Origin of the sequence: Roseateles oligotrophus, from assembly GCF_014204525.1 — a bacterium.
GTDB classification, from domain to species: Bacteria; Pseudomonadota; Gammaproteobacteria; order Burkholderiales; family Burkholderiaceae_C; genus Paucibacter_A; species Paucibacter_A oligotrophus_A.
Genome location: NZ_JACHLP010000003.1, coordinates 123,138 through 148,223 on the forward strand (window position 1 = coordinate 123,138; position 25,086 = coordinate 148,223).

Consider the following 25,086-nt stretch of genomic DNA (forward strand, 5'->3'; position numbering starts at 1 on the left):
TCTGACCTGGGTCAAACGGGCGTTTTTTTCAATCAAGGCGGGGCCTGGAACCGCAAAAGTAATTAGTTACTTTTTACGAAACTTCTGCAAGGCGGCGATCTGCGCGGCCATGACGGCGAATTCGCTTTGAGCGGCGGCGAAGTCGATGTCGGACTTGGCGTTCTTCATCGCTTCTTCGGCCAGCTTCTTGGCTTCGCTTGCCTTGGCTTCGTCCAGATCCTTGCCGCGGATGGCGGTGTCGGCCAGCACGGTCACGGTGCCGGGTTGCACTTCCAGAATGCCGCCGGCCACGAAGACAAATTCTTCGCCGCCATCGGCCTTCTCGATGCGCACCGCACCCGGCTTGATGCGGGTGATGAAGGGCGTGTGCTTGGGCAGGATGCCCAGCTCGCCGCTTTCGCCCGGCAGCGCAACAAACTTGGCCTCGCCGGAGAAGATCTGCTCTTCGGCGGAGACCACATCCACATGGATAGTTGCCATATCAATCTTCCTTAGCGTTCAAAAGACTCGTCTTTGGGGACAGCCCGGTGAAGGCTGCCCCGCAAAGCCTTAGGCCAGCTTCTTGGCTTTTTCGAACGCTTCGTCGATGGTGCCAACCATGTAGAAGGCCTGCTCGGGCAGGTGGTCGCATTCGCCGGCCACAATCATCTTGAAGCCGCGGATGGTTTCCTTCAGGGGCACGTACTTGCCGGGCGAGCCGGTGAAGACTTCGGCCACGTGGAAAGGCTGCGACAGGAAACGCTGGATCTTGCGAGCGCGGGACACGGCCAGCTTGTCTTCGGGAGACAGCTCGTCCATACCCAGAATCGCGATGATGTCGCGCAGTTCCTTGTAGCGCTGCAGCACTTGCTGCACGCCACGGGCGGTCAGGTAGTGCTCTTCGCCGACCACGTTCGGGTCCAGCTGACGCGAGGTCGAGTCCAGCGGGTCCACGGCGGGGTAGATACCCAGCGAAGCGATGTCACGCGACAACACGACGGTGGAGTCCAAGTGGGCGAAGGTCGTGGCAGGCGAGGGGTCGGTCAAGTCATCCGCAGGGACGTAAACGGCCTGGATGGAGGTGATAGAACCAACCTTGGTCGAGGTGATGCGCTCTTGCAGACGACCCATTTCCTCGGCCAGCGTGGGCTGGTAGCCCACGGCGGAAGGCATACGGCCCAGCAGGGCGGACACTTCGGTACCGGCCAGGGTGTAGCGGTAGATGTTGTCCACGAAGAACAGCACGTCCTTGCCTTCGTCACGGAAGGACTCGGCGATGGTCAGGCCGGTCAGGGCCACGCGCAGACGGTTGCCCGGAGGCTCGTTCATCTGGCCGTAGACCATGGCAACCTTGGAGTCTTCGAGCTTCTCGAGGTTCACGACGCCCGAATCGGCCATCTCGTGATAGAAGTCGTTGCCCTCACGGGTACGCTCGCCCACACCCGCAAACACCGACAGACCGCTGTGGGCCTTGGCGATGTTGTTGATGAGTTCCATCATGTTGACGGTCTTGCCCACGCCGGCGCCACCGAACAGACCCACCTTGCCGCCCTTGGCGAAGGGGCAGATCAGGTCGATCACCTTGATGCCGGTTTCCAGCAGCTCTTGCGAGGGGCTCAGCTCGTCGTAGGCCGGGGCCGCGCGGTGGATGGACGCGATTTGCGTCTGTGCCACGGGGCCGCGTTCGTCGATGGGCGAGCCCAGCACGTCCATGATGCGACCCAGGGTGGCTGGGCCTACCGGGACCTGGATGTTTTCGCCGGTGTTGAAGACTTCGGTGCCGCGGCGCAGGCCGTCAGACGAGCCCAGCGCAATGGTACGCACCACGCCGTCGCCCAGCTGCTGCTGGACTTCCAGCGTCAGCGTAGAGCCTTGCATCTTCAGCGCGTCATAGACCTTGGGCATCTGGTTGCGGGGGAACTCCACGTCCACCACCGCGCCAATGCACTGAACGATCTTGCCAACGGCGTTGGTTTGAGTGTTCGACATATCGATTCCTTAAACAATCAGTATTCGTTGCGTATGAGGTGCAGCATCAGCCCACGGCTGCTGCGCCGCTGACGATCTCAGACAGTTCCTTGGTGATGGCGGCCTGGCGGGTCTTGTTGTAGACCAGCTTGAGCTCACCAATCAAGGTGCCGGCGTTGTCGGTCGCGGCCTTCATCGCCACCATGCGTGCCGATTGCTCGGACGCCATGTTCTCTGCCACGGCCTGGTAGACCAGCGCCTCGGTGTAGCGCAGCAGCAGCTCGTCGATCACGGTCTGAGCGTCGGGCTCATAGATGTAATCCCACGAGTGCTCGCCGGCGCCCGTCTTCATGCCTTCGGTGCTCAGCGGCAAGAGCTGCTGAACCACCGGTTCCTGCTTCATCGTGTTGATGAATTTGGTGTAGCAGAGGTAGACGGCGGACAGCTTGCCTTCGGCATACGCGTCCAGCAGCACCTTGACCGGGCCGATGATCTTCTCGATATGCGGCTGATCACCCATCTGGGTGACATGAGCCACCACCTTGGCGCCCACGCGGTTCATGAAGCCCAGGCCCTTGTTGCCGATGGCAACGACCTCGGCCTTTTGACCGACGGCTTCCAAGTCCTTCAACTTGGTCGTCGCAGCGCGCAAGAGATTGGTATTCAAACCACCGCACAGACCCTTGTCGGTCGTCACCACCACAAAACCGACCGCCTTGGCACCTTCGTTCTTGACGAGGAAGGCGTGCTGGTACTCGGGATTGGCCTGGGCGAGATTGGCGGCGATATTGCCGATCTTCTCGCTGTAGGGACGGGCCGCGCGCATGCGCTCCTGCGCCTTGCGCATCTTGGAGGCAGCGACCATTTCCATGGCCTTGGTGATCTTCTTGGTGTTCTCGACCGACTTGATCTTGCCGCGAATTTCTTTGCTTGATGCCATGATTTCTCCTGTTAGGTCCGGGCTGCTCTTTGCATCACAGCCCGGTCATGGTTCATTAAGCGAAGGACTTTTTGAAGGTCGTGATCGCGGCGTTCAGCTCGGCTTCGGCGTCCTTGTCCATGGCCTTGTCGGCTTCCAGCTTGGCCAGCAGGGCGGCATGGCTGGTTTTCAGGAACTGGTGCAGGCCGTGCTCGAAAGCCAGAACCTTCTTCACGTCCAGGCTGTCCATAAAGCCCTTGTTGACCGCGTACAAGGTCGCGCCCATCAGGCTGATCGGCAGCGGCGAGTACTGAGCTTGCTTGAGCAGCTCGGTCACGCGAGCACCACGGTCCAGCTGCTTGCGGGTGGACTCGTCCAGATCGGAAGCGAACTGCGCGAAGGCAGCCAGTTCACGGTACTGGGCCAGGTCGGTACGGATACCGCCGGACAGGGACTTGATCAGCTTGGTCTGGGCAGCACCACCGACGCGCGACACCGAGATACCGGCGTTGATGGCGGGGCGGATACCGGCGTTGAACAGGCTGGTTTCCAGGAAGATCTGACCGTCGGTGATCGAGATCACATTGGTCGGCACGAAGGCGGACACGTCGCCGGCTTGCGTTTCAATGATGGGCAGCGCGGTCAGCGAACCGGTCTTGCCCTTCACTTCGCCCTTGGTGAAAGCTTCGACATAGTCGGCGTTCACGCGAGCGGCACGCTCCAGCAGACGGCTGTGCAGATAGAACACGTCGCCAGGATAGGCTTCACGGCCCGGAGGACGGCGCAGCAGCAGCGAGACCTGGCGGTAGGCCACGGCTTGCTTGGACAGATCGTCATAAACGATCAGCGCGTCTTGACCGCGGTCGCGGAAGTACTCGCCCATCGTGCAGCCCGAGTAGGCCGAGACGTACTGCATGGCAGCGGATTCAGAGGCCGAGGCGGCCACGACGATGGTGTATTCCATCGCGCCATTGGCTTCCAGCGCGCGCACCACGTTCTTGATCGACGAAGCCTTCTGGCCGATCGCAACGTAGATGCAGGTCATGTTCTGACCCTTCTGGCTGATGATGGCGTCGATGGCGACGGCCGTCTTGCCGGTCTGGCGGTCGCCGATGATCAGCTCGCGCTGGCCACGGCCGACGGGCACCATGGAGTCGATGGACTTCAGGCCGGTCTGCATCGGCTGGTCCACGGACTTACGGGCGATCACGCCGGGAGCGACCTTTTCGATCACGTCCGTCATCTTGGCGTTGATCGGGCCCTTGCCGTCGATGGGGTGACCCAGGGCGTTGACCACGCGGCCAACCAGTTCGGGACCGACCGGCACTTCCAGAATGCGGCCCGTGCACTTGACGGTGTCGCCTTCGGAGATGTGCTCGTAAGCACCCAGAATCACGGAACCCACGGAGTCGCGCTCGAGGTTCAGGGCCAGACCGTAGGTCGGCTGACCATCGGCGCCGGCGGGGAACTCCAGCATTTCGCCTTGCATCACGTCGGACAGACCATGGATGCGGCAGATGCCATCGGAAACGGACACGACCGTGCCCTGGTTACGGACGTCGGTCGAAGCGCCAAGACCCTCAATACGGCTCTTGATCAGTTCGGAAATTTCAGCAGGATTCAAATTCATTGCTATGGCTCCCACCTGGACTAGCGTCTGTTTCCAGAGCCGGGCACAGGGATGAACGGTTAGGTGTCGTCATGCGTTTGCCGCCAATGCGCGTCAAGCGCCATTAAGCGGTGAGCGCCACTTTCATGCGTTCCAGGCGGTGCTTGACCGAGGTGTCCAGCACCTCATCGCCAACCACCACACGGATACCACCGATCAGCGACGGCTCCAGCGTGACTTGGGGCAAGAGCTTGCGACCGAAACGCTTCTCCAGCGATGCCAGCACCTCGGCCAGCTGCGCTGGCTCGATCGCATAGGCACTGAAGATGTGCGCATCAGCCACGCCCGCTGCGGCATTGGCCAGAACATGGAATTGTTCGACCACAGCCGGCAGCGCCGTGAGGCGGCCATTGGCAATCACCGTCTGCACGAAGTTCTGCAACTCCGCGCTCAGGTTTTGCTTGGCAGCGGCCGTCAAGACGGCCAGCACCTGCTCGGGCGTGGATTTGGGGCTGTCAGCGAACTGGCGCAGGTCGGCGTCTTGCGCCACCTGAGCCAGCACGTCGAGCTGGCGACCCCAGGCTTGCACATCATGCTTCTGGGCGACTTGGAAAAGCGCTTCAGCGTAGGGGCGGGCAATGGTTGCGAGCTCAGCCATGATTACAGCTCCGTCTTCAGACGGCCCAGCAATTCGGCATGCACGCTGGCATTGACCTCACGCTGCAGAATCTGCTCGGCACCCTTGACGGCCAGCGCAGCCACTTGCTCACGCAGGGCTTCACGGGCACGCACGGTCTGCTGCTCGGCCTCGGCCTTGGCAGCAGCGACGATCTTGGCGCCTTCTTCTTCTGCACGCTTCTTCGCGTCTTCGACGATGGCCAGGCCGCGCTTTTCGGCGTCGGCCAATTGCTTGGTCGTCTCGGTGCGCGCTTGGCTCAATTGCTCGTCAACGCGCTTGTTGGCGGTGGCCAACTCGCTCTTGGCCTTGTCGGCCGCAGCCAAGCCATCGGCGATCTTTTGCGCACGCTCATCCAATGCCTTCGTGATCGGAGGCCAGATGTAGCGCATGGTGAACCAGACAAGGATCGCGAAAACGATCGCTTGCAGGAACAGAGTTGCGTTGATATTCACAGCACGATCCTTTCAACCGTGAAAGGTTGGCCGTTCAATTAGATGGCGAAGGGCTTGGCGAAAGCGAACAGCAGAGCGATAGCAACGCCGATCAGGAAGGCCGCGTCGATCAGACCAGCCAAGATGAACATCTTGGTTTGCAGTTCGTTCATCAGCTCAGGCTGGCGAGCCGAAGATTCCAGGAACTTGCCGCCCATCAGTGCGATACCGATCGAAGCGCCCAGAGCGCCCAGACCAACGATGAGACCGCAAGCCAGCGCGACGAGACCGAGGATGTTTTCCATGATTTGCTCCTGAATGGATTTAAGAAAGAAAGGGAAAAAAGAAAGGTAAAACTAGCGAGAAAGGATTTTGATCAGCTTTTCGATCAAGCCCTTCGTACCAAGCGCTTGCTTAGTGCGAATCGTGAGCTTGGCCGGTGTAGATCAAGGTCAACATCATGAAGATGAAGGCCTGCAAGGTGATGATCAGGATGTGGAACAGGGTCCACACCGTGCCCGCCACCAGATGGCCGACGCCCAGCCAGAAGCCACCCGACAGGGGGTTCAACTCCCAGGCCCAGACGCCACCCATCAGCGCGATCAACATGAACACCAGCTCGCCAGCGAACATATTGCCGAACAACCGCATGCCGTGAGACACGGTCTTGGCGGCAAACTCGATCATCTGCATCAAGAAGTTGACCGGGTAGAGGAACCACTTGTCGCCGAAGGGCGCGGCCAGCAACTCATGCGTCCAGCCGCCGATGCCCTTGATCTTGATGCTGTAGAAGAAGCACATGATCAAGACGCTGGTCGACAGGCCCAGGGTGGTCGACAAATCGGCCGTGGGCACGACACGCATATAAGCGTGGTGTGCATCATGGCCCATGGAAGCGTAGACATGGGTCCAGGCGCTGGGGAGCAGGTCCACCGGCAGCATGTCCATGAAGTTCATCAGGAAGATCCAGACAAACACGGTCAGCGCCAGCGGCGAGATGAGCTTGCGGCTCTTGGCGTTGTGGATCACGCCCTTGGCCTGGTTCTCGACCATTTCGGACAGGATTTCCACCGCGGCCTGGAAGCGGCCCGGCACACCCGAGGTGGCCTTGCGGGCGGCACGCCACAAGATGAAGCAGCCCAGCACACCCAGGATCACCGAGTAGATCAGCGAGTCCAGATTGAACAGGCTGAAGTCAACAATGCTGGTCTGCTTGACTGCTTCGCCAGAGAAATTCATCTGCATATGCTGCAGATGGTGCTGGATATATTCGCCCGCGTTCGGTGCGTGTCCTTCGGCTGCCATTGTCAGTTACCGTCCCGCTGTTTTTGTTTCAAGCGACCCTGCCAAAGCAGGGCCAACCAATTAACTTTCAAGCACCCGATCAAAGCCACCAGCAGGGCCGGCCAACTCAGATCAGGCATCCATCTCACGATCGCTGCAAGCATTGCAACGCTCGACATAATCTTGATCAACTCCCAGAACATGAATCCCAGCACCTCGGCGCCAGGAACCGCTCTGGAGAGCCCGGTCATGCCCCAGGCCATCATGGCATTGGGCAAAACCACGGCGGCCGCGCCCGCAAGTGCCGACCACCCTTTGCTGCCTTGCCCGGTCAACAAAAACCAGAGCAGGGCCATCACCCCCCCCACCACCGCTTGCGCGATGACCACCCGCCACGGCGACAGCGGCGGATGCTTGGCCCGCAAGACCTGCGCTTGTTCTCGCGTCAGGGGCTTGAAAGCCTCGTCTTCAACCTCATCATCATCCCAAGCCTGGGCGGACGCATGATTCTGCACACCCTGGCTTACAGCCGGATTTCGCCGCACAAGTACAGACCCAGGCGCGGACTCTTGCCTTGCTTCCGGGACCTCCCCGGCCACTGCATCCTGTTCGGGCAGCGGCCGCGCATTGCTTGTGTGTTCACCCATGACTTTTGGAACGCCCGGCGGCAAAACCCAAAGATTATATGTGGAAACCCGCAGCTTTAGGACAGGCCCTGCTCTCGCCGAGCCGTGGCGGCATCGGCGGGCGCACAGATTGGCGGCGTAGCCGCCGCAAAAAACGGCAACTCAGGCCTTGAGCCGCACCCGCTGCGGGGCCAGGCCCGGCACATCGACGCGGACCTTGAGCACGCAACCGGCCCAGGGCTGGGCGGCCAACTCCTCGGCGGGCCGCTTCTCGCGCGCCGTGGTGATGTAGAGGGTGCGCAGATCGCTGTCGCCAAAGCTGGGCATGGTCGGGCAGGCCACCGGCAGGCGCAGCTCGCGCAAGACCTGACCCTCGGGTGAAAGCCGCAGCAGGCGCTGGCCCTCGAACATGGCCACCCAGTAGCAGCCCTGCACATCCACCGCCGCACCGTCGGGCCGGCCGCCGTAATCGGCCAAGGCCTGCCCGGGCGCACGCTGGGGGAAGCTGGCAAAAACCCGGCGCTCACCCAGGCTGCCTGTCCGCGCATCAAAGTCCAGCTCATAAATCTCGTGGGCCTTGGTGTCCGACCAGTACAAACGGCTTTGGTCCGGGCTCCAGGCCAGGCCGTTGGAAGTCACGATGCCGCCGGCCAGGCTTGCAAACTCACCGGCTACATAACGGTATAGCCCAGCGTGTGGCTGGCGCGCGTCGTCGATGCTGCCGACCCAGAAGCGCCCCTGCGCGTCGGGCTTGCCGTCGTTGAAGCGCTGGCGGGCCGAATCAAAGGGCGCGGCCGCGAGTTGGGTGTGCGCGCCGGATACGGTGTCGAGGCGCCACAGGCCGTTGCGCTGGGCGACAAGCAAGCCGCCGCCCTGCTCGGCCGCAATCAGGGCGATGCAACCCGGCTCGCTGTCCAGTTGCCAGTGCCGCAGCTCCCCGCTGGCCGGATGCAGGCGCAAAACCTGGCGGGCCGCGATGTCCACGTAATACAGCACCTGCTCCTGCTCATGCCACAGCGGCGACTCCCCCAGGATGGCGGGCGCGGGGCCGGCCAGATCAATCTGGAACAAGGTGTCAGCAAAAGATGAGCTCATGGACAGGCAAAGGGCAAGGGAAGGCAGAGAAGCGCCATCCTAAGCTGGTAACCGCCTGAAACTCAGGCGCACCCCGTCAGGCCAGTTCGACCTTCAGATAATGCGCGCCGGCAATCGGGTTGAAGTAGTAAGGCGGCACCGCCTCAAAGCCCAGGCTTTCGTAGAGGCCGCGGGCGGCCTCCATATCGTCCAGGGTGTCCAGCAGCATGGACGAATAACCCGCCTGCGTGGCGGCATCCAACAAGCCCTGGGCCAGCACGCGGCCGAGGCCGAAGCGGCGGAAGGCCGGACGCACATACAGGCGCTTCATCTCGCAGGCATTGGGGTAATCGACCTCGGGCAGATTGCGGAAGCCTCCGCAGCCCGCGACCGCCCCATCCACCAGCGCCAGCAAAAAACCGCCCGAGGGTTCGGCGTATTGGCCGGGCAGATCGAGCAACTCCTGCTCAAAGTCCTGGAAACCCAGATGCACGGACAGGCTGGCCTGGTAGTCGCACAGCATCTCGCGCACCAAGCCCCATTCCTCGGGCGTGCTGGGGGTGACGATGGCGATCTCGGGTGGGGTCATGGTGCTTGGATGCAGGGACTGCAGGCGCAGTGTACCCAGACCTCCCCGAAAACAGTGCTGTCAGGCTTCGGCTGCCTGGGCAAAGCCCAGGATGACCCTGCGGGTCATGGCGGGCACATTCTGGTGATCACCCACATCCGCTGCGCGGATATGAGTGCTCCCCGAAGAAAAGTGCTTCAGGCTTCGCCTGCCTGGGCAAAGCCCAGGATGACCCTGCGGGTCATCGCACTTTTCTTCTCAATCTTCGTCACCACGACTGAACCGATTTCGGCGGTGTTGCTCACATGCGTGCCCCCGCAAGGCTGCAGGTCCACGCCCGCCACCTCCAGCAAGCGCACCCGGCCCGTGCCGCGCGGCGGCTGCACGCTCATGCTGCGCACCAGGCCAGGATTGGCGTCCAGTTCGGCATCGCTGATCCAACGCTGACTCACCGGATGCGCCTCGGCAATCAAGCGGGCCAGGCCGGCCGTCAGCGCCTCCTTGTCCAGCGGCTCGTTCATATGGAAGTCCAAGCGCGCGTACTGGGCCGTGATGGAACAACCATCGACCGGATGCGGCACCAGGGCGCACAGCAGATGCGTGGCCGTGTGGAAGCGCATATGGGCGTAGCGGCGCGCCCAGTCGAGGCGAGCCGTTAGCGCCTGGCCCGGGGACAGCAGCGCCAGCAAGGCCTCCTGACCCGGCAGGGGCAGATGCAGGACCTCGCCCGCCGCCAGACCCTTGCGGGTATCGGCGATCTTCAGCACCGCGCCATCGGGCAGAAGGAGATCGCCCGCATCGCCGGCCTGGCCGCCGCCCTGCGGGTAAAAAACCGTGCGGTCCAGCAGCAGGCCCTGTTCATCGACGCGAAGCAGGCGGGCCAGGCATTCGCGCATTTGCGCGTCTTCTCGAAACAGCTCTTCGCTCATGGCCACCCTTGATTCGCTGGGGAGCTAACTACAAACGCACCTGGCCTTCGATCAGCGGCGTCACATCGCCACCGATCCAGACCTCCTCACCCTCGCGCTGCACATGGATGCGACCCGCCCGCGCCAGGGCCGCGCCTTGCGCCGCCACATAACGGTCGGGCGCCAAACCTGCACCCTGCAACCACAGGGCCAGGCCGGCATTGAGGCTGCCGGTGACGGCGTCCTCGGGCACACCCAGGCCGGGCACAAAGGCGCGCACCTCGAACTGCTGCGGCGAACCCGCCGGATAAGCGCCCACCACACCCAGCTTGAGGCCGGCCATGGCCTGGAAGTCGGGCCGCAGGGCCAGCACGGCCTCGGCACTTTTCAGGCGCGCGGCCATCCATTCGGGGCCGTTGTCCACCCACTGCACGTCCAGCACGTCTTCCGCCTGCAAACGCAGGGAGCGCAGCACCTGGGCGTACAGCTCGGGCGCCACCGGGCCGGAGCGGCGCAGCGGCGGCGCGGCAAAAGCCAGGCGCTCCTTGTTGCGATCGGCCGTGCGCTTGATGCGCACCAGGCCGATGCCACATTCCTGCACCAGCATGCTCTTGTTCTTGGGCAGGCCTCCGCTGGCCAGCCAGCAATGCGCCGTGCCCAGGGTCGGGTGACCGGCAAAAGGCAGCTCGCCACCGGGGGTGAAGATGCGCACCCGGTAATCGGCGGCCGCATCGCTGGGCGGCAGGATGAAGGTGGTCTCGCTCAGATTGGTCCAGCGCGCGAAGGCCGCCATGGCGGCATCGCTCAGGCCCTCGGCGTCGATGACCACGGCCAGCGGATTGCCCCGCAAGGCCATGGCCGTGAACACATCCACCTGGGCAAAACGGCGGGATTGCAAACTCATGGCGCGTGTTCGGCCGACCCGTCCATGGCCTCACGCAAAACACGCCCCAGAATCGCCACGCCTTCGCCGATCTGCGAAGGCGTCAGCGTCACAAAAGACAGGCGCAATGCACGCGGATCGGGCGAAGCTGCGTAAAAGGCCGCGCCGGGCACAAAGGCGATGCCGGCGTCCACCGCCTTGGGCAGCAGGGCCATCGCATCCAGCCCGGCCGGCAGGCGGATCCAGAAGAACATGCCGCCCTTGGGCATCTGCCATTCGCAACCGGCCGGCAGATGCTGTTTGATGGCCTCGGCCATGGCATCACGGTTGGCCTTGTAGAGGGCGCGGATGCGCGGCACATGCTGGTCGAGGAAGCCCTCGCGCACCACCTCGTAGACCACGCGCTGGTTGAAGCCCGGCGTGTGCAGATCGGCCGCCTGCTTGGCTTGCAAGAGCTTGGGGTAGAGCTCGGGCGGGGCAATCATGTAGCCGAGGCGGAAGCCGGGCGTCAGCACCTTGGAGAAGGAGCCCAGATAGATGGAACCTTCGGGCCACAGGCTGCTGAGCGAGGGCAGGGGCGGCTCGTCGAACCACAGATCGCCGTAGGGGTTGTCTTCCACGATGGGCACGCCGGCAGCGCGGGCCGCGGCCACCGCCTCCTCTCGGCGGCCGGCGCTCATCACCCGGCCGGTGGGGTTCTGGTAATTGGGCAGCAGATAGGCGAAGCGGGTGCCCGGCGCATCGTGCGGCAGGCGGGCCAGGGCAGCGGGCGAAACGCCTTGCTCATCGCTCTCCAGGCTGGCGAAGATGGGCTCGTAAGGCGTGAAGGCCTGCAGCGCGCCCAGATAAGTGGGCGTCTCCACCGCCACCGGCGCACCGGCGTCACACAGAATCTTGCCGACCAGGTCCAGGCCTTGCTGCGAGCCGCTGGTGATCAAAACCTGATCGGGCGACACCGTCATGCCCAGCGCGGCCGAACGCGCCGCCACCCATTCGCGCAGCGGCGCGAAGCCCTCGCTGGCCGCGTACTGCAAGGCCTCGCGCGGATTCTGCGTCAGCACCCGATCGCAGGCCGCCTTCAGCTCGGCCACCGGGAAGGTGTCGCTGGAGGGCAGGCCGCCGGCCATCGACAAGATGCCGGGCTTCTCGGTGACCTTGAGGATCTCCCGAATGATGGAAGGATTCATGCGCGCAGCGCGGCGGGCGAGGTGGAAGGCGCTGGGGTTCTTGGACAACATCGAGCTTGTCTCCGTTTTTATGCAAAAGGGCGTGAGGATTTTGAAAAGTGTGCCTGATTGTGGGGCCTCTCAGGTCTGCAACATAGGCCAAATGGTGAGCAGCAGGGCCAAGGCCATCACCGTGTTGAAAGCCTTGCGGCGATCCGGCCGGGCCAGCCAGCGGCTCAGCCGGGCACCGGCATAGGCCCAGATGCTGACACAGGGCAGATTGACCGCCGCACAAACCAGGGCCAGCAGCCACAGGGCGCTCCAAGCGCCTTGCGGGCCGACAAAGCCGGCAATCGCGCCCAGCGCCATCATCCAGGCCTTGGGGTTGACCCACTGGAAGGCGGCCGCGCCCCAGAAGCCCAGCGGGCCGCTGGCGGCCTTGGCCGGCGCCGCGCTCTGCGGGTCGGGCGCGGCATCGGCCCGCCACAGCTTCCAGGCCAGCCAGACCATATAGTCGGCGCCCAAGATCTTCAGGCCCAGATGCAACTCGGGCCAGCGCTGCAGCAAGGCCCCCAGGCCCAGACCGGCGGCCAGCAGAAGCAGCAGGAAACCGGCGCTGATGCCCAGCATATGCGGCACGGTGGCGCGGAAACCGTAGTTCACGCCCGAGGCCAGCAGCATCATATTGTTGGGGCCGGGCGTGACCGAGGTCACCGTGGCAAAAGCCACTGCGGCAATCAGCGTGTGCATCTCCATCGGGCGTCCTGATGATTTCTGTTGAGGCAAAGTCTAGGTTGCCAAGCAATACAGAACCAGTACACTTTTACGAACAAGCACCGCCTCTGTATCGGCATGAACACCAACACAGCCCTGCCCCGCAGCGCCCGGCTTTCGCTGGCCCAACAGCTGGCGGCACGCTATGCCGAGCAGATCCAGCAGCGCCTGATCCTGCCCGGCGCCCGTCTGCCCTCGGTGCGCGAATGCGCCCGCCAGCACGGCATCAGCCCCTACACGGTGGTGGCGGCCTATGACCAACTGCTGGCCCATGGCCTGCTGGAAGCTCGCAAGCAGCGCGGCTTTTTTGTGCGCGAGCCTGCCGGCAATAGCGCGGCGCTCAAGCGCCCAAGCGGCAAACCCGATCTGAGCCCCAATGTGGGCGAGCCGGTCGATGCCAGCGCCCTGATACGCGGCATGTTCCAGGCCGACGCCAAGCGTGCGCCCGGCCTGGGCACCCTGCCCGGCGAATGGCTGGACCTGCCCATGATCCAGACCGCCATGCGCCAGGTGCTGACCCAAGGCAATGCCCAGGATCAGCTGGCCCTGCACTACGGCGAGCCCGCCGGCGATGCCCGCCTGCGCCAGGCCCTGGCTCAGCGCATGAGCGACCTGGGCATCGCGGCCGAGCCCGGCCAATTGGTCACCACCGTGGGCGCCACCCATGCGCTGGACCTGATCACCCGCAGCCTGCTGCAGCCCGGCGATGCGGTGCTGGTGGACGACCCCGGCTGGGCCATCGAATTCGCCCGCCTGAGCCAGGCCGGCATGCGCCTGCTGCCGGTGCCGCGCGGCGCCGAGGGGCCGGACCTGGCGGTGATGGCCCAGCTGATCGCCCAGCACCGGCCCAAGATGTATGTCACCGTCTCGGTGCTGCACAACCCCACGGGCAACAGCCTCTCGCTGGCCAATGCCCATCAGCTGCTCAAGCTGGCCGAAGCCGCCGACCTGCTGATCGTCGAGGACGACACCTACGCCTTTCTGGCCCCCAACCACGCGCCGCGGCTCTCGGCCCTGGACGGGCTGCGGCGCACCATCTACGTCTCGGGCTTTTCCAAGATACTCACGCCCGCCTGGCGGGTCGGCTATGTGGCGGCCAGCGCCGACAAGATCGCCCCGCTGACCCAGCTCAAGCTGATCAGCACCCTCACCACCAGCCCCATGCTGGAGCGCGCCGTCGCCCATTGCCTGGAAAAAGGCCAGTTGCGGCGGCACGCCGAGCGGGTGCTGGCCCGGCTGGACGCCGCCCGCCAGCGCAGCATGCGCCTGGCCGAAAGCGCGGGCTGCCGCGCCCTCACCCCGCCCACCGGCCTGTTCGGTTGGATAGACACGGGGCTGGACACCGAAACACTGGCCCAGCGCCTGATGATGGAAGACTGGCTGATCGCGCCGGGCGCCCTGTTCAGCCCGACGCGCCGGCCCGGCACGCTGATGCGCATCAACTACGCCACCTCGCAAGACGCGCATTTCTGGCGATTGCTGGAAAAGCTGCGCAAGAACAATTGACAAAGCTTTTGCTGAGGCATGATGCACGCCCTCCGATCCCAAACACCAACACCCCGCCATGCCCAGCACCTCCCCCGTCATCACCGCCCTCAACCATTTGCTGAGCCACGAGCTGGCCGCGCGCGACCAGTACTTCATCCACTCCCGCATGCTGGCCGAATGGGGCTTTGCCAAGACCGCCGCGCGCATCGCCCATGAGATGGAGGACGAGACGGCGCATGCCGACGTGCTGATCAAGCGCATCCTGATGCTGGGCGGCCTGCCGGCCATGCAGGCCAGCGCGCTGAACATCGGCTTTGATGTGCCCAGCATGCTGGCCAGCGACCTGGCCGTGGAGCAAACCGTGGGCCAGCTGCTGCGCGAGACCATCGCGCTGTGCGAGCAGACGCGCGATTACGTCAGCCGCGATTTGCTGCTACCCCTGCTGGTGGAAACCGAGGTGGACCATGCCCATTGGCTGGAGCAGCAGCAGCGCCTGATCACCCAGCTGGGCCTGGCCAACTATCTGCAGTCGCAAACGGCCTGAGCCCATGATCCCGGAACTTGAACGCCTGGACGGCGCCATCGCCCAGCTCAAAGCGACCCACAAAGCGGATGAACCGGGTTTCTGCCTCGCCCTCGTTCATGAGGGTCAGGTCTTGCGCCAAGTTCATCACGGCATGGCGCATCTGGAGTGGCAGCAGCCCATTGCCGGCGATACCCGCTTCTACCTGGCCTCGGAGTCCAAGCCTTGGGTGGCGGCCCTGGTGATGCGAGCGGTTGCGGCCGGGCGTCTCAGGCTCGGCGACGACGTGCGGCCCTGGCTGCCCGCGCTCAAGTCCTACGAACAAGCGATACAGCTGGGCCACTTGCTGCGCCACAGCAGCGGCATTGCCGACTACTTGTTTCTCTGGCACGCCCAACTGGGCCGGCATGAGCACGACATCGTCACCCAGGCCCAGGCGCTGGAGCTGATCGCCCTGGCCGATGACGTGCAGTTCAAGCCCGGCACACGCCATGAGTACAGCAATAGCAACTATGTGCTGCTGGCCGAACTGCTCAAGGCCGTCGAAGGCGCCGAGCTGGCCGAACTCCTGCACCGCCATTGTTTCGAGCCCTGGGGCATGGCAGATAGCAGCGTCGAGAGCCAGCCCGGGCGTGTCATGGCCCGGCGCGCACGCAGCTATGTGCGCGATGAAGGCGACAAGGCCCTGCCCGACGCCTGGCTGGATGCGCCGGTTGCCCTGGCCAGTTGGGGCGACGGCGGCATCTGGTCCACGCTGGACGACCTCATCCGCGCCGAGCCCTTTTGGCAGGCCCAGGCCGGCAGCGAACCCAGCCTGCTCACCCAATGCTGTGCGCAGGACGAGCACTTCGCTCCAGCGGACACGGCCTACCGCCTCGGGCTGGAAGTCGTGGCGCATGGCGAGGAGCAGCTGGTGTTCCACGGCGGGGGCTACGCCGCGTTTTCCTCGCTCATGCTCAGAAACCCGCGGCGCGGCCTGAGCCTGATTGTGCTGAGCAATGCCGAGGGCTTTGAGACCGACCTGTCCACCTGGGCGACGCGACTTTGGGCGCCCGCTGCCGAGCTGACGTAGGATTCGCTCCTGCAAGAAACGCCAGCAAGCCCTCCCGTCAGCCAGCCTTCGCTCCCTCACTCCAAAAGGACGCCTGACATGACTGACTCCCGAGACGAAACCGACTCCTTCGGCCCCATCGCCGTCGCCAACCATCACCTGTGGGGCGCGCAGACCCAGCGCTCGCTGAGCAACTTCGAGATCGGCGCCGACCGCTTCCGCTGGAAGTTCCCGGTCATCCGCTCGCTGGGCATTTTGAAGAAGGCCGCAGCCCAAGCGAATTCGGAGTTAGGCCAGCTGGCACCCGAGCTGGCCCGCGCGATCGAGCAGGCCGCCGACGAGGTGATTGCCGGCCGGCTCACCGAGCATTTCCCCCTGGTGGTGTTCCAGACCGGCTCGGGCACGCAGTCGAATATGAATGCCAACGAGGTCATCGCCAACCGCGCCAGCCAGCTGCTGGGCGGCAAGCTGGGAGCCAAGAGCCCGGTCCACCCCAACGACCACGTCAACTGCGGGCAGAGCAGCAACGACACCTTCCCCACCGCCATGCACATCGCCGTGGTGGCGCAGCTGGAAGCCCAGCTCTTCCCCAAGGTCCAGCAATTGCGCGACACGCTGGCGCAAAAAGCGCAAGCATTCGAGGCCGTGGTCAAGACCGGCCGCACCCATTTGCAGGACGCCACCCCCATCACCCTGGGCCAGGAAATCGGCGCCTGGGTGGCCCAGCTGGACTACGCCCTGGCCACGCTGCGCCGTGGCATGCCCGAGCTCTACGACTTGGCGATTGGCGGCACGGCCGTGGGCACGGGCCTGAACGCCCACCCGCGTTTTGGCGAGCGCTGCGCCGCCTTCATCGCGGCGCAGACCGGCCAGCCCTTCCGCGCCGCCGACAATAAATTCTTCGCCCTCTCGGCCCATGACGCCCTGGTCACGAGCTCGGCCAATCTGCGCACCCTGGCCGGCGCCCTGCTCAAGCTGGCCAACGATGTGCGCTGGCTGGCCAGCGGCCCACGCTGCGGCATCGGCGAGATCAACATCCCCGAGAACGAGCCGGGCTCATCGATCATGCCGGGCAAGATCAACCCCACGCAGTGCGAGGCGCTAAGCATGGTGTGCGTGCAGGTATTCGGTAACGATGCGGCCACCGCTTTCGCCGGCAGCCAGGGCAATTTCCAGCTCAATGTCTACAAGCCGGTGATGGTGCACAACGTGCTGGAAAGCATCGATTTGCTGGGCGATGCCTGCGCCTCTTTCGATATGCATTGCGCGCGCGGGATTGAGCCCAATCTGCCCGTCATCGAGGCCAATCTGGCCAAGAACCTGATGCTGGTGACGGCGCTGAACCGCCATATCGGCTACGACAAGGCGGCCAAGATCGCCAAGACCGCCCACCAGCAAGGCAAGAACCTGCGCGAGACGGCCATAGAGTTGGCCTACACCACGGCGGATGAGTTCGAGCGTTGGGTCAGGCCGCTGCAGATGACGCACAGCAGCGAGTAGCCGCGCTGTCGCGGCGGCGAGACGCGGGCTGACCCGGCTATCGCTGCGCCTTGCCTGCGCCTGAGAATGGGGCGCAAACGCAATGCCGGAGCTCTCGATGACAAACCCCCCGCAAGCCCTGGCCGCCGCCACGCATTCCCTGCGCCAGCGCGGCTCAGCGGGCCCCAAGGTCAGCTTTGCCGAGCTGTTCTTTGACCTGGTCTACGTCTTCGCCGTCACCCAGACCTCGCACTATCTGCTCGCCCATCTGAGCTGGGAGGGCGCGCTGCAAACCCTGCTGCTGTGGTTCGCCGTCTGGCTGGGCTGGCAATACACCTGCTGGGTCAGCAACTGGTTCGACCCCGAGACCCTGCCGGTGCGCAGCCTGCTGTTCGCCGCCATGCTGGTGGCCCTGCCCATGGCGGCCGCCCTGCCCCATGCCTTCGAGCCCGGCGGCGGCTGGGTCTTCGCCGGCTGTTTTGTGACCCTGCAAGTGGGGCGCACGCTCTGGGTCCTGCATATGCTGGGCCCGCGCCATGCGCTGACGCCCAACTTCCAGCGCATCCTGGGCTGGACCCTGATCGCCAGCGCCTTCTGGCTGGCCGGCGCCGCCTGCGACGACGGCCATGGACGCATGGCGCTCTGGGCCCTGGCCGCCGGCAGCGAGTATGTGGCCCCCATGTTCGGCCTGTGGCTGCCGGGCCTGGGCCGCTCGCAGACCCGCGACTGGACGATTGACGGTGGCCACCTGGCCGAACGCTGCCAACTCTTTGTCATCGTGGCCCTGGGCGAGTCCATCCTGCTCACCGGCGCCACCTTCAGTGAAGCCAAAACATGGGACAGCTGGACCGTGGCCGCCTTTGCCTGCGCCTTCGTCACCGCCCTGGCCATGTGGTGGCTCTACTTCGACACCTCCAGCAAGGAGGCCAGCCACGCCATCGAGCACGCCGAGGATCCGGGCCGGCTCGGTGCGTACTTCCACTACATCCACGTCCTCATCGTGGCCGGCATCATCGTCGCAGCGGTGGGCAGCGAGTTGCTGATTGCCCATCCGCATGCCGCACTGGAAGGCAAAAGCCTGGCCGTGATGCTGGGGGCCTTTGTGTTCTTCATCGCAGGCAATGCCTTGTTCCGCCGCATCGTGTTTGGTCGCTGGGCACCGTCCCTCTTGCTCAGCCTGCTGATCCTGCCCCTGCTGGCTTGGCTGGGGCATGGCTGGCCCTTGATCTGGGTGGCCGGCCTGTTGACCCTGCTGATCGCCGGCGTGGCCTTGTTCGACAGCTGCCTGCAAAGGCATTGATTTCCGGGCGCAGAAGAAATTCATGAACAACACCAAGCCTCAAACCCTGGCCGCCGCCCTGGCGCAAGCTTGGACAGAAGGCCTGCTCCTGCCCTCCGGCGGCTGGCTTGCCGCCCTCAACAGCAGCGAGGACGCCTATCTCACCCAGGACTTGCTGGCCCATCGTCTGGCCTGGGCCGATGTCACCACCGGCCAGGTGCGCTGCTGGAAGTCCGGCGGCCCCTCACGCAGCGCCGAGCTGAGCCATGCGCCGCTGGCACCAACAGGGGTCCGCATGGGCAAGGCCGATTTTTCCGATCTGCAGCTACGCGCGCCCGGCGTCGAGGCCGAGATTGCCCTGCGCCTGGGCGAAGAGGTCAGCCCGGCCCGCGCGGCCAGCCTGGGCTATGAAGAAGCAAGCCGCTTGATCGAGGCCTACACCGTGTCGGCCGAGTTGGTCTGCTCGCGCTGGCTGGAGGCGGGCGAGGCGCCGCCCCTGCTGCGCCAGGCGGACTGCCTCTCGCATGGCGCCTTGGCCCTGGGCGACTGGATCCCTTGGTCCGCCACGGCCCTGCCCGACTGGAGCCGACTGGACTGCTGGATACAGCGCAACCAGGAAGCGCCGCTGCGCGGCCAGGGCGGCCACCCCCTGCAAGACCCGGCCTGGCTGCTGCCGGGCTGGCTGCGCCACCTCAGCCGCAAAGGCATGACGGTGCCCGCCGGCACCGTGGTCACCACCGGCGCCTGGCTGAGCTGGGCCGAGCTGAGCCCGGGGGATAGCGTGCGCCTGGGCTTTGAGGGCCTGGGCGAGATCAGGCTGAGCTTGTGAGCCTCACCAGGCAAAGAGCCGGTACAGCGCAAGCGCCAGCAGGATCACATAGCTGCAAGCCAGGCTGGGCCGCAGGGCCTGGCTCAGGTATTGAGCCAGCAAGCCACCCACGCCGGGCCGATGGGCCTGCCACTCGCTGTGCAGCTGCATGCCAAGGCTGGGCAAGCCCCCCTCGCGCAGGCCTTGCTCCACCTTGAGCAGGCGCTCACCCAGGCGGGCCTGGTAAGTCTTGAAAATGGCCTCCTGCAGCCACAGCAAGGCCAACAGCACCAGCACCAAACGCCCCGGGCTCAAGACCAAGAAAACACCCAGAGCGGCGAGCTTGTTGAACAGGGCCAGGAACTCGTACTGCTCGTACTTGTTCTGCAGCGCCACCCATTCCTGTTGGAAGATTTGGTTCATTGCAGACTCCGCCTCCAGCGCTGCCTACTTGGCGTCCAGCACTTCCCAGCGCTCCATCAAGGCCAGCAACTGCTCGTCGATTTCACCGGCACGGGCGGTCACCTCGGCGATGCGGGCCGCCCCCTGGCTGTACAGCTCGCTGCCATTCAGCAAGGCATTGAGCTGCGTCTGCTCGGCCTCCAGCGCGGCGATTCTCTGGGGTAGCTCGTCCAGCTCGCGCTGCTCTTTGTAGCTGAGCTTTTTAGGCTTGGCCACGACCAGGGCGTCGGGTGAGGCCACGGGTGCGGGCGCGGGGGCCGGTGCGCTGGCCACGGCAGCCGGCTCGTTCTTGGCGCGCAGGGCCGCGGCCCGCTTGCTTTGGATCAGCCAGTCCTGCACCCCGCCTTCGTACTCGCGCCAGCGGCCATCGCCTTCATTGACGATGGTTGAGGTGACGACGTTGTCCAGGAAGCGTCTGTCATGACTGACCAGGAAGACGGTGCCGTCGTAGTCGGCCAGCAGCTCTTCCAGCAGTTCCAGGGTCTCGATGTCCAGGTCATTGGTGGGCTCGTCCAGCACCAGCACATTGGCGGGGCGGGCGAACAGACGGGCCAGCAGCAGGCGGTTGCGCTCGCCGCCCGACAGGCTCTTGACCGGCGAGTTGGCGCGCGCGGGCGAGAACAAAAAGTCGCCCAGATAACTTTTTACATGCTTGCGCTGGTTGCCGATCTCGATCCACTCGCTGCCGGGGCTGATGGTGTCGGCCAGGGTGGCGTCCAGGTCCAGCACATCGCGCATCTGGTCGAAATAGGCCACATTGATCTTGCTGCCCATCTGCACCTTGCCGGTGTCGGGCGCCAACTGGCCGAGAATCATTTTCAGCAGCGTCGTCTTGCCGGCGCCGTTGGCTCCGACCAGGCCGACCTTGTCACCGCGCAGAATGGTGGCGCTGAAGTCGCGCACGATGGCGCGGCCGCCATAGCTCTTGCTGACCGTATCCAGCTCGGCCACGATCTTGCCGCTGGCGCCACCGGTGTCGATGTCTAACTTGACCTTGCCCTGCACATCGCGGCGCGCCGCGTGCTGCAAGCGCATGGCTTCCAGGCGCTGGATGCGGGCCACGCTGCGGGTGCGGCGAGCCTCGACGCCCTTGCGTATCCAGATTTCTTCCTGCGCCAGCAGCTTGTCGAAGCGCGCATTGAAGAGCGCCTCGTTCTCCAGCTCATAGGCCTTGGCGGCGGTGAAGGCGGCGAAGTTGCCGGGGTAGCCGCGCAGCTGGCCACGGTCCAGCTCGACGATGCGGTTGGCCACATTGTCGAGAAAGCTGCGGTCGTGGGTGATCAGCAGCAGCGAACCCTTGAAGCCGTTGAGCAGCTCCTCCAGCCAGGTGATGGCGTCCAGGTCCAGGTGGTTGGTGGGCTCGTCCAGCAAGAGCACGTCGGGCTGGGCCACCAGGGCGCGGGCCAGGGCCACGCGCTTCTTCAAGCCGCCCGAGAGCGCGCCGACGATGCGCGAGCCGTCCAGATTCAAACGCTGCAAGGTCTCTTCGACGCGCTGCTCCCAGTTCCAGGCGCCCAGATGCTCGATGCGCTCGGCCACCCATTCCAGATCGTCCTCCGGGTCGTGGATCTCGTAGCGCTCGCGCAAGGCCTTGGCCTCGGCCACGCCCTCGCTGACCACGTCGAAGATCGTCGCCTCGGGCCGCAGCTCGGGTTCCTGCGGCACGTAGACGCTGGTCAGGCCTTGCTGCAGCTGCAAGAGGCCGTCGTCGAGCTTGTCGATCTGGGCGAGGATTTTCAGCAGCGACGATTTGCCGGTGCCGTTGCGGCCGATCAGGCCGACACGCTCACCCATTTCGAGTGAGAAGGAGGCGCCATCCAGCAAGGCGACGTGGCCGTAAGCGAGATGGGCGTTGGAGATGGATAGGACTGCCATGGCCCGATTGTCGCCGCAGCGGCGAGACGCGCCGCCAGGCGCCGATTCCAGCCTCACCAGGCACGGACAAATAATCACCCATTCAAGCGGCTTTTGAGGCGCCCGGGCCGACTCCCTTTGACTTAGGGGGAGGGCGGGTTTTCACGGAAATGCAATCCCGCGTGAAATGACTCCAATGGTTTCGCCGCTCCGATTTCATGCGCTTGCATCGAATGGAACACCGTCCAGCAAGGGCTTGTCGAGCGAGTGAACCTTCCCCGTCAATCACAAAGGAGAGGAATCCCATGTTCGCACCCAAGACCCTTGCCCGCCACACCGCCCCCGCCCTGCTGGCCTCCCTGGCCCTGGCGGGCAGCGCCTCGGCCGCCAGCCTCAGCGAAGGCTTTGACACCGTCACGCCCGCCGGCTGGACCGTGAAAAACAATAGCGCTCCCCTCGGCTCGATCTCCTGGTTCCAGGGCAATACCGCAGTTTTCTCGGCCCAGGCCGGTGCCGCCAATTCCTACGCCGGCGCCAACTTCAACAGCACCGGCAGCGTCGGCGATATCAGCAACTGGCTGATCACCCCCACCCTGAGCTTCAACAACGGCGACGTGGTGAGCTTCTACACCCGCACCGCCACCGGCTCGCAATGGCCCGACGCCCTGGAGCTGCGCTTCAGCAATGTCGGTGGCACGGATGTGGGCAATACCAACACCAGCGTGGGCAGCTTCACCTCCTTGCTGCTCAGTATCAATCCGGCGCTGGACGTTGGTGGATACCCGGAAAGCTGGACGAAATACAGCGCCACCATCAGCGGCCTGTCCGGTGCCACCAATGGCGCCCTGGCCCTGCGCTATCTGGTCAGCGACGGCGGCTCCGCGGGCAACAACTCCAACTACATCGGCGTGGACAGCTTTGCCATCACCGCCGCCGTGCCCGAACCCGGCAGCTACGCCCTGATGGGCCTGGGCCTGCTGGCCCTGGGCCTGCGGGCACGCCGCGGCGGCAAGGCACAGTAAGAGCCTGCGCCCTGGCACCCCAAACCCGGCTGCTGCCGGGTTTTTTCATTGGCGCCCTAATTTCCTGAACCAGCGTGCTGAAGCTGCCAGAATCTGCAGTCTTGGGAGGCTGTCCAGCCACCGTTGCCAATGGAAAGCAATAACGATATGAAACGCAGAACGATGCTGAATGCCGGCGGCCTGGGCCTGCTGGCCGCCACACCCCTGGCCAGCCTGGCGCAAGCCAGGGCCAAGTCGACGAACACAGCGCCGCTGGATTCCCTGCGCCTGCTGGTGCCGGCCTCGCAGGGTGGCGGCTGGGACCAGACCGCCCGTGCCATGGGCAATGCCCTGCAGGCCAGCCGGCTGGTCGACAAGGTGGAATATGAATACAAGCCCGGCAAGGGCGGTGTGCCCGGCTTGGCCTATTTCGTCGAGAAGTACGCCCGCCAGCCCAATACCCTGATGTTGGGCGGCATGGTCATGCTGGGCGCCATCGCCCTCAACCGCGCCCCCATCGACCTCAGCCAGGTCACGCCGGTGGCCCGCCTGACCTCGGACGCCCTGGTCATCCTGGTGCCCAAGGCCTCCCCGCTGCGCAACCAGGCCGAATTGAACGCGCGCATCCGCAGCGACGCCGCCACCCTCCGCTTTGGCGGCGGCAGCGCCGGCGGGGTGGACCATATGTTGATGGGCATGATGGGCCGCGCCCTGCAGGTGGACGCCAGCAAGCTGCGTTACCAGCCCTTCTCGGGCGGCGGCGAATTGGTCGCGGCCCTGCAAAAAGGCGATCTGGACATCGGCATCAGCGGCTACTCCGAGGCCATGGAGGCGATCAATAGCGGCAGCGTGCGCGCCCTGGCCATCTCCAGCCGGGCCGACACGGCCGGCCTGCGCTCCCTGCGCAATCAGGGCGTGGCCACCGACCTCAGCAATTGGCGCGCCGTCTTCGCCCCCCCGGGCCTGACGCCGGCCCAGGCCGAACGCATGACCCAGCTGGCCACGGCCTTGAACGGCAGCAGCGCCTGGGCGGCCGAACTGCAGAAGAACCGCTGGAACAATGCCTTCATGACGGGCAAGCTGTTCAGCGAGTTCCTGGAGACCGAACAGACCACCGCCCGGGTGGTGCTGCATCTGCTCAAGCTCAGCTGAGCGAACCTTGAAGCCGGGCGCCGCCAGGGCGCCACGGCTGCTCCATATTCGGGCAAGCCAGCGCAGGACCGATGAACAGGGGCTTCTCGGCCCCTCTCCAAGCGCCATCCCCAAACTTGCCCACAGGCTCTGTGGACAGTGCCCAACACGGCCGCGCGATCAGCGCCCCGATGCGGGCGGCAATCGCCCGAAACTGGGCGATCAGCAATCCAATCTGCCCTGTTTTTCAGCAGGCCAGAGCCCACAGCTGCGGCCCAGGCAGGTACTCTTGCTGCGCAGCGGCGCTTTGCCTTGATTTGCAGCAAGCCAGGGAATCCGCGATGGATAGAGGCCTTGGCCACATGCTCCCGCAGACATCCCCAGGCTTGCCCACAGACACTGTGGACATTCAGCCAAACCACCGAGCGCGCAATGCGCCCAACACGGGGCGAAATTCGCACAACAGGCGATGGCGAGCAAATCGCTCGCAGCAATGCAGCTGCCGAGTTTTTACGCAAATCCAAGCCGGGCCTTTTTGTCCACAGCCCCAGTCCGAAAGGAATCGACTCCCGGGCGGTCCCCCTGCCCCATCTTCGAGCAAGCCAGGGAAATCGCGATGGACAGAGGCATCGCCCACGCACTCCAAGGCCCATCCCCAAACTTACCCACAGCGACTGTGGACATAAAGACCCAAAAATCGCGCGGCCTGCGCACCATCACGGGCGACAGCCGCCCAAAGCCGGGCGTATTGCGCGCAAAGCGGCAGATGTCATCCACAACAGGGCCGCTGGGCAGCCCAGACGCCGACCGAAGCTGCCGCAAAATAAAGCAGCGATCTGCCGCGCCGAGAACCCGGCCTGGCGAGCCCCGGTTTTCGCGCCCCCAAGCCGCCTGCCCGCATTTGATGCAGGCCAGGGAATCGTCGATGAACAGGGGCTTCTGAGCGATTCCCCCACTCGCGTCCCCAAGCTTGCCCACAGCCTCTGTGGACAGGCGCCGCAGGATGAGAGGACGATTTCAATTGAAATCGACGCTTTTGCGCGCACTGCGCACCGACTCGAACGCCGCCCGCAAATCCCGCCGCCAGGCCGCCGTTCAAGCCACCCATCCGCAGGGGAATTGCCGCTGAATCGCCCCGTTCT

Annotated in this window: 25 protein-coding genes; 8 read left to right on the forward strand and 17 right to left on the reverse strand. The window is 64.7% G+C overall.

Annotation, left to right across the window (positions count from 1 at the left end; translation table 11 throughout):
• Positions 1-66: 66 nt before the first annotated feature.
• The 15 genes from HNP55_RS08170 to HNP55_RS08240 all read right to left on the reverse strand — a co-directional run bounded on the left by HNP55_RS08170 (position 67) and on the right by HNP55_RS08240 (position 12,850).
• Positions 67-480 (reverse strand): F0F1 ATP synthase subunit epsilon, encoded by a 414-nt coding sequence (locus HNP55_RS08170; protein WP_184298094.1) that lies wholly within the window; start codon positions 478-480, stop codon positions 67-69.
• Positions 481-549: 69 nt separating this feature from the next.
• Positions 550-1,974, reverse strand: a complete 1,425-nt coding sequence (atpD, locus tag HNP55_RS08175) for a F0F1 ATP synthase subunit beta (protein ID WP_184298822.1) — start codon at positions 1,972-1,974, stop codon at positions 550-552.
• A 40-nt stretch (positions 1,975-2,014) separates the two neighbouring features.
• The gene (atpG, locus tag HNP55_RS08180) at positions 2,015-2,887 is read right to left on the reverse strand and encodes a F0F1 ATP synthase subunit gamma (protein WP_184298096.1); all 873 of its coding nucleotides are present in this window, start codon (positions 2,885-2,887) and stop codon (positions 2,015-2,017) included.
• 55 nt (positions 2,888-2,942) lie between these two features.
• Positions 2,943-4,496, reverse strand: coding sequence for a F0F1 ATP synthase subunit alpha (gene atpA, locus HNP55_RS08185; RefSeq protein WP_124452829.1), 1,554 nt, complete (start codon positions 4,494-4,496; stop codon positions 2,943-2,945).
• 103 nt (positions 4,497-4,599) lie between these two features.
• Complete coding sequence (locus tag HNP55_RS08190) at positions 4,600-5,133, reverse strand: F0F1 ATP synthase subunit delta (protein WP_184298098.1); 534 nt, start codon at positions 5,131-5,133, stop codon at positions 4,600-4,602.
• A gap of 2 nt (positions 5,134-5,135) precedes the next feature.
• Positions 5,136-5,606, reverse strand: a complete 471-nt coding sequence (locus tag HNP55_RS08195; protein WP_124452833.1) for a F0F1 ATP synthase subunit B — start codon at positions 5,604-5,606, stop codon at positions 5,136-5,138.
• A 38-nt stretch (positions 5,607-5,644) separates the two neighbouring features.
• On the reverse strand, positions 5,645-5,890 hold the full coding sequence (gene atpE / locus HNP55_RS08200; protein WP_058721792.1) for a F0F1 ATP synthase subunit C: 246 nt from the start codon (positions 5,888-5,890) through the stop codon (positions 5,645-5,647).
• Between the two features lie 109 nt (positions 5,891-5,999).
• The gene (gene atpB, locus HNP55_RS08205) at positions 6,000-6,890 is read right to left on the reverse strand and encodes a F0F1 ATP synthase subunit A (RefSeq protein ID WP_184298100.1); all 891 of its coding nucleotides are present in this window, start codon (positions 6,888-6,890) and stop codon (positions 6,000-6,002) included.
• 2 nt (positions 6,891-6,892) lie between these two features.
• On the reverse strand, positions 6,893-7,516 hold the full coding sequence (locus HNP55_RS08210; protein WP_184298102.1) for an ATP synthase subunit I: 624 nt from the start codon (positions 7,514-7,516) through the stop codon (positions 6,893-6,895).
• Between the two features lie 141 nt (positions 7,517-7,657).
• On the reverse strand, positions 7,658-8,590 hold the full coding sequence (locus tag HNP55_RS08215; RefSeq protein ID WP_184298104.1) for an SMP-30/gluconolactonase/LRE family protein: 933 nt from the start codon (positions 8,588-8,590) through the stop codon (positions 7,658-7,660).
• 76 nt (positions 8,591-8,666) lie between these two features.
• Positions 8,667-9,158: a GNAT family N-acetyltransferase gene (locus HNP55_RS08220; RefSeq protein WP_184298106.1), complete on the reverse strand. Its 492-nt coding sequence runs from the start codon at positions 9,156-9,158 to the stop codon at positions 8,667-8,669.
• 176 nt (positions 9,159-9,334) lie between these two features.
• A complete protein-coding gene (locus tag HNP55_RS08225) occupies positions 9,335-10,066 on the reverse strand; it encodes an alanyl-tRNA editing protein (RefSeq protein ID WP_184298108.1) in 732 nt (243 codons plus the stop codon).
• 28 nt (positions 10,067-10,094) lie between these two features.
• Positions 10,095-10,943 carry a PhzF family phenazine biosynthesis protein gene (locus HNP55_RS08230; RefSeq protein ID WP_221439529.1) on the reverse strand — a complete coding sequence of 283 codons (849 nt, stop codon included), beginning with the start codon at positions 10,941-10,943 and terminating at the stop codon, positions 10,095-10,097.
• 2 nt (positions 10,944-10,945) lie between these two features.
• Positions 10,946-12,166 (reverse strand): PLP-dependent aminotransferase family protein, encoded by a 1,221-nt coding sequence (locus HNP55_RS08235; RefSeq protein WP_184298112.1) that lies wholly within the window; start codon positions 12,164-12,166, stop codon positions 10,946-10,948.
• A 69-nt stretch (positions 12,167-12,235) separates the two neighbouring features.
• On the reverse strand, positions 12,236-12,850 hold the full coding sequence (locus HNP55_RS08240; RefSeq protein WP_184298114.1) for a LysE family translocator: 615 nt from the start codon (positions 12,848-12,850) through the stop codon (positions 12,236-12,238).
• Positions 12,851-12,946: 96 nt separating this feature from the next.
• Here HNP55_RS08240 and HNP55_RS08245 point away from each other — a divergent pair, with 96 nt between their 5' ends.
• The 6 genes from HNP55_RS08245 (at position 12,947) to HNP55_RS08270 (ending at position 19,517) form a co-directional block, all read left to right on the forward strand.
• Positions 12,947-14,374: a PLP-dependent aminotransferase family protein gene (locus HNP55_RS08245; RefSeq protein ID WP_184298116.1), complete on the forward strand. Its 1,428-nt coding sequence runs from the start codon at positions 12,947-12,949 to the stop codon at positions 14,372-14,374.
• A gap of 58 nt (positions 14,375-14,432) precedes the next feature.
• Positions 14,433-14,900: a bacterioferritin gene (gene bfr / locus HNP55_RS08250; protein WP_184298118.1), complete on the forward strand. Its 468-nt coding sequence runs from the start codon at positions 14,433-14,435 to the stop codon at positions 14,898-14,900.
• Between the two features lie 4 nt (positions 14,901-14,904).
• Positions 14,905-15,951 (forward strand): serine hydrolase domain-containing protein, encoded by a 1,047-nt coding sequence (locus HNP55_RS08255; RefSeq protein ID WP_184298120.1) that lies wholly within the window; start codon positions 14,905-14,907, stop codon positions 15,949-15,951.
• Between the two features lie 78 nt (positions 15,952-16,029).
• Positions 16,030-17,430: a class II fumarate hydratase gene (fumC, locus tag HNP55_RS08260; RefSeq protein WP_184298122.1), complete on the forward strand. Its 1,401-nt coding sequence runs from the start codon at positions 16,030-16,032 to the stop codon at positions 17,428-17,430.
• A 97-nt stretch (positions 17,431-17,527) separates the two neighbouring features.
• A complete protein-coding gene (locus HNP55_RS08265; RefSeq protein ID WP_184298125.1) occupies positions 17,528-18,709 on the forward strand; it encodes a low temperature requirement protein A in 1,182 nt (393 codons plus the stop codon).
• A 22-nt stretch (positions 18,710-18,731) separates the two neighbouring features.
• A complete protein-coding gene (locus HNP55_RS08270; RefSeq protein WP_184298134.1) occupies positions 18,732-19,517 on the forward strand; it encodes a fumarylacetoacetate hydrolase family protein in 786 nt (261 codons plus the stop codon).
• 3 nt (positions 19,518-19,520) lie between these two features.
• On the opposite strand, the gene HNP55_RS08275 is transcribed toward HNP55_RS08270, so the two are convergent.
• Positions 19,521-19,919 carry a hypothetical protein gene (locus tag HNP55_RS08275; RefSeq protein WP_184298136.1) on the reverse strand — a complete coding sequence of 133 codons (399 nt, stop codon included), beginning with the start codon at positions 19,917-19,919 and terminating at the stop codon, positions 19,521-19,523.
• A 24-nt stretch (positions 19,920-19,943) separates the two neighbouring features.
• Positions 19,944-21,833, reverse strand: a complete 1,890-nt coding sequence (locus HNP55_RS08280) for an ATP-binding cassette domain-containing protein (RefSeq protein WP_184298138.1) — start codon at positions 21,831-21,833, stop codon at positions 19,944-19,946.
• Between the two features lie 284 nt (positions 21,834-22,117).
• Here HNP55_RS08280 and HNP55_RS08285 point away from each other — a divergent pair, with 284 nt between their 5' ends.
• Both HNP55_RS08285 and HNP55_RS08290 read left to right on the forward strand, forming a co-directional pair.
• A complete protein-coding gene (locus HNP55_RS08285; protein WP_184298140.1) occupies positions 22,118-22,834 on the forward strand; it encodes a choice-of-anchor J family PEP-CTERM protein in 717 nt (238 codons plus the stop codon).
• 147 nt (positions 22,835-22,981) lie between these two features.
• The gene (locus HNP55_RS08290; RefSeq protein ID WP_184298142.1) at positions 22,982-23,965 is read left to right on the forward strand and encodes a Bug family tripartite tricarboxylate transporter substrate binding protein; all 984 of its coding nucleotides are present in this window, start codon (positions 22,982-22,984) and stop codon (positions 23,963-23,965) included.
• Positions 23,966-25,086: the final 1,121 nt, after the last annotated feature.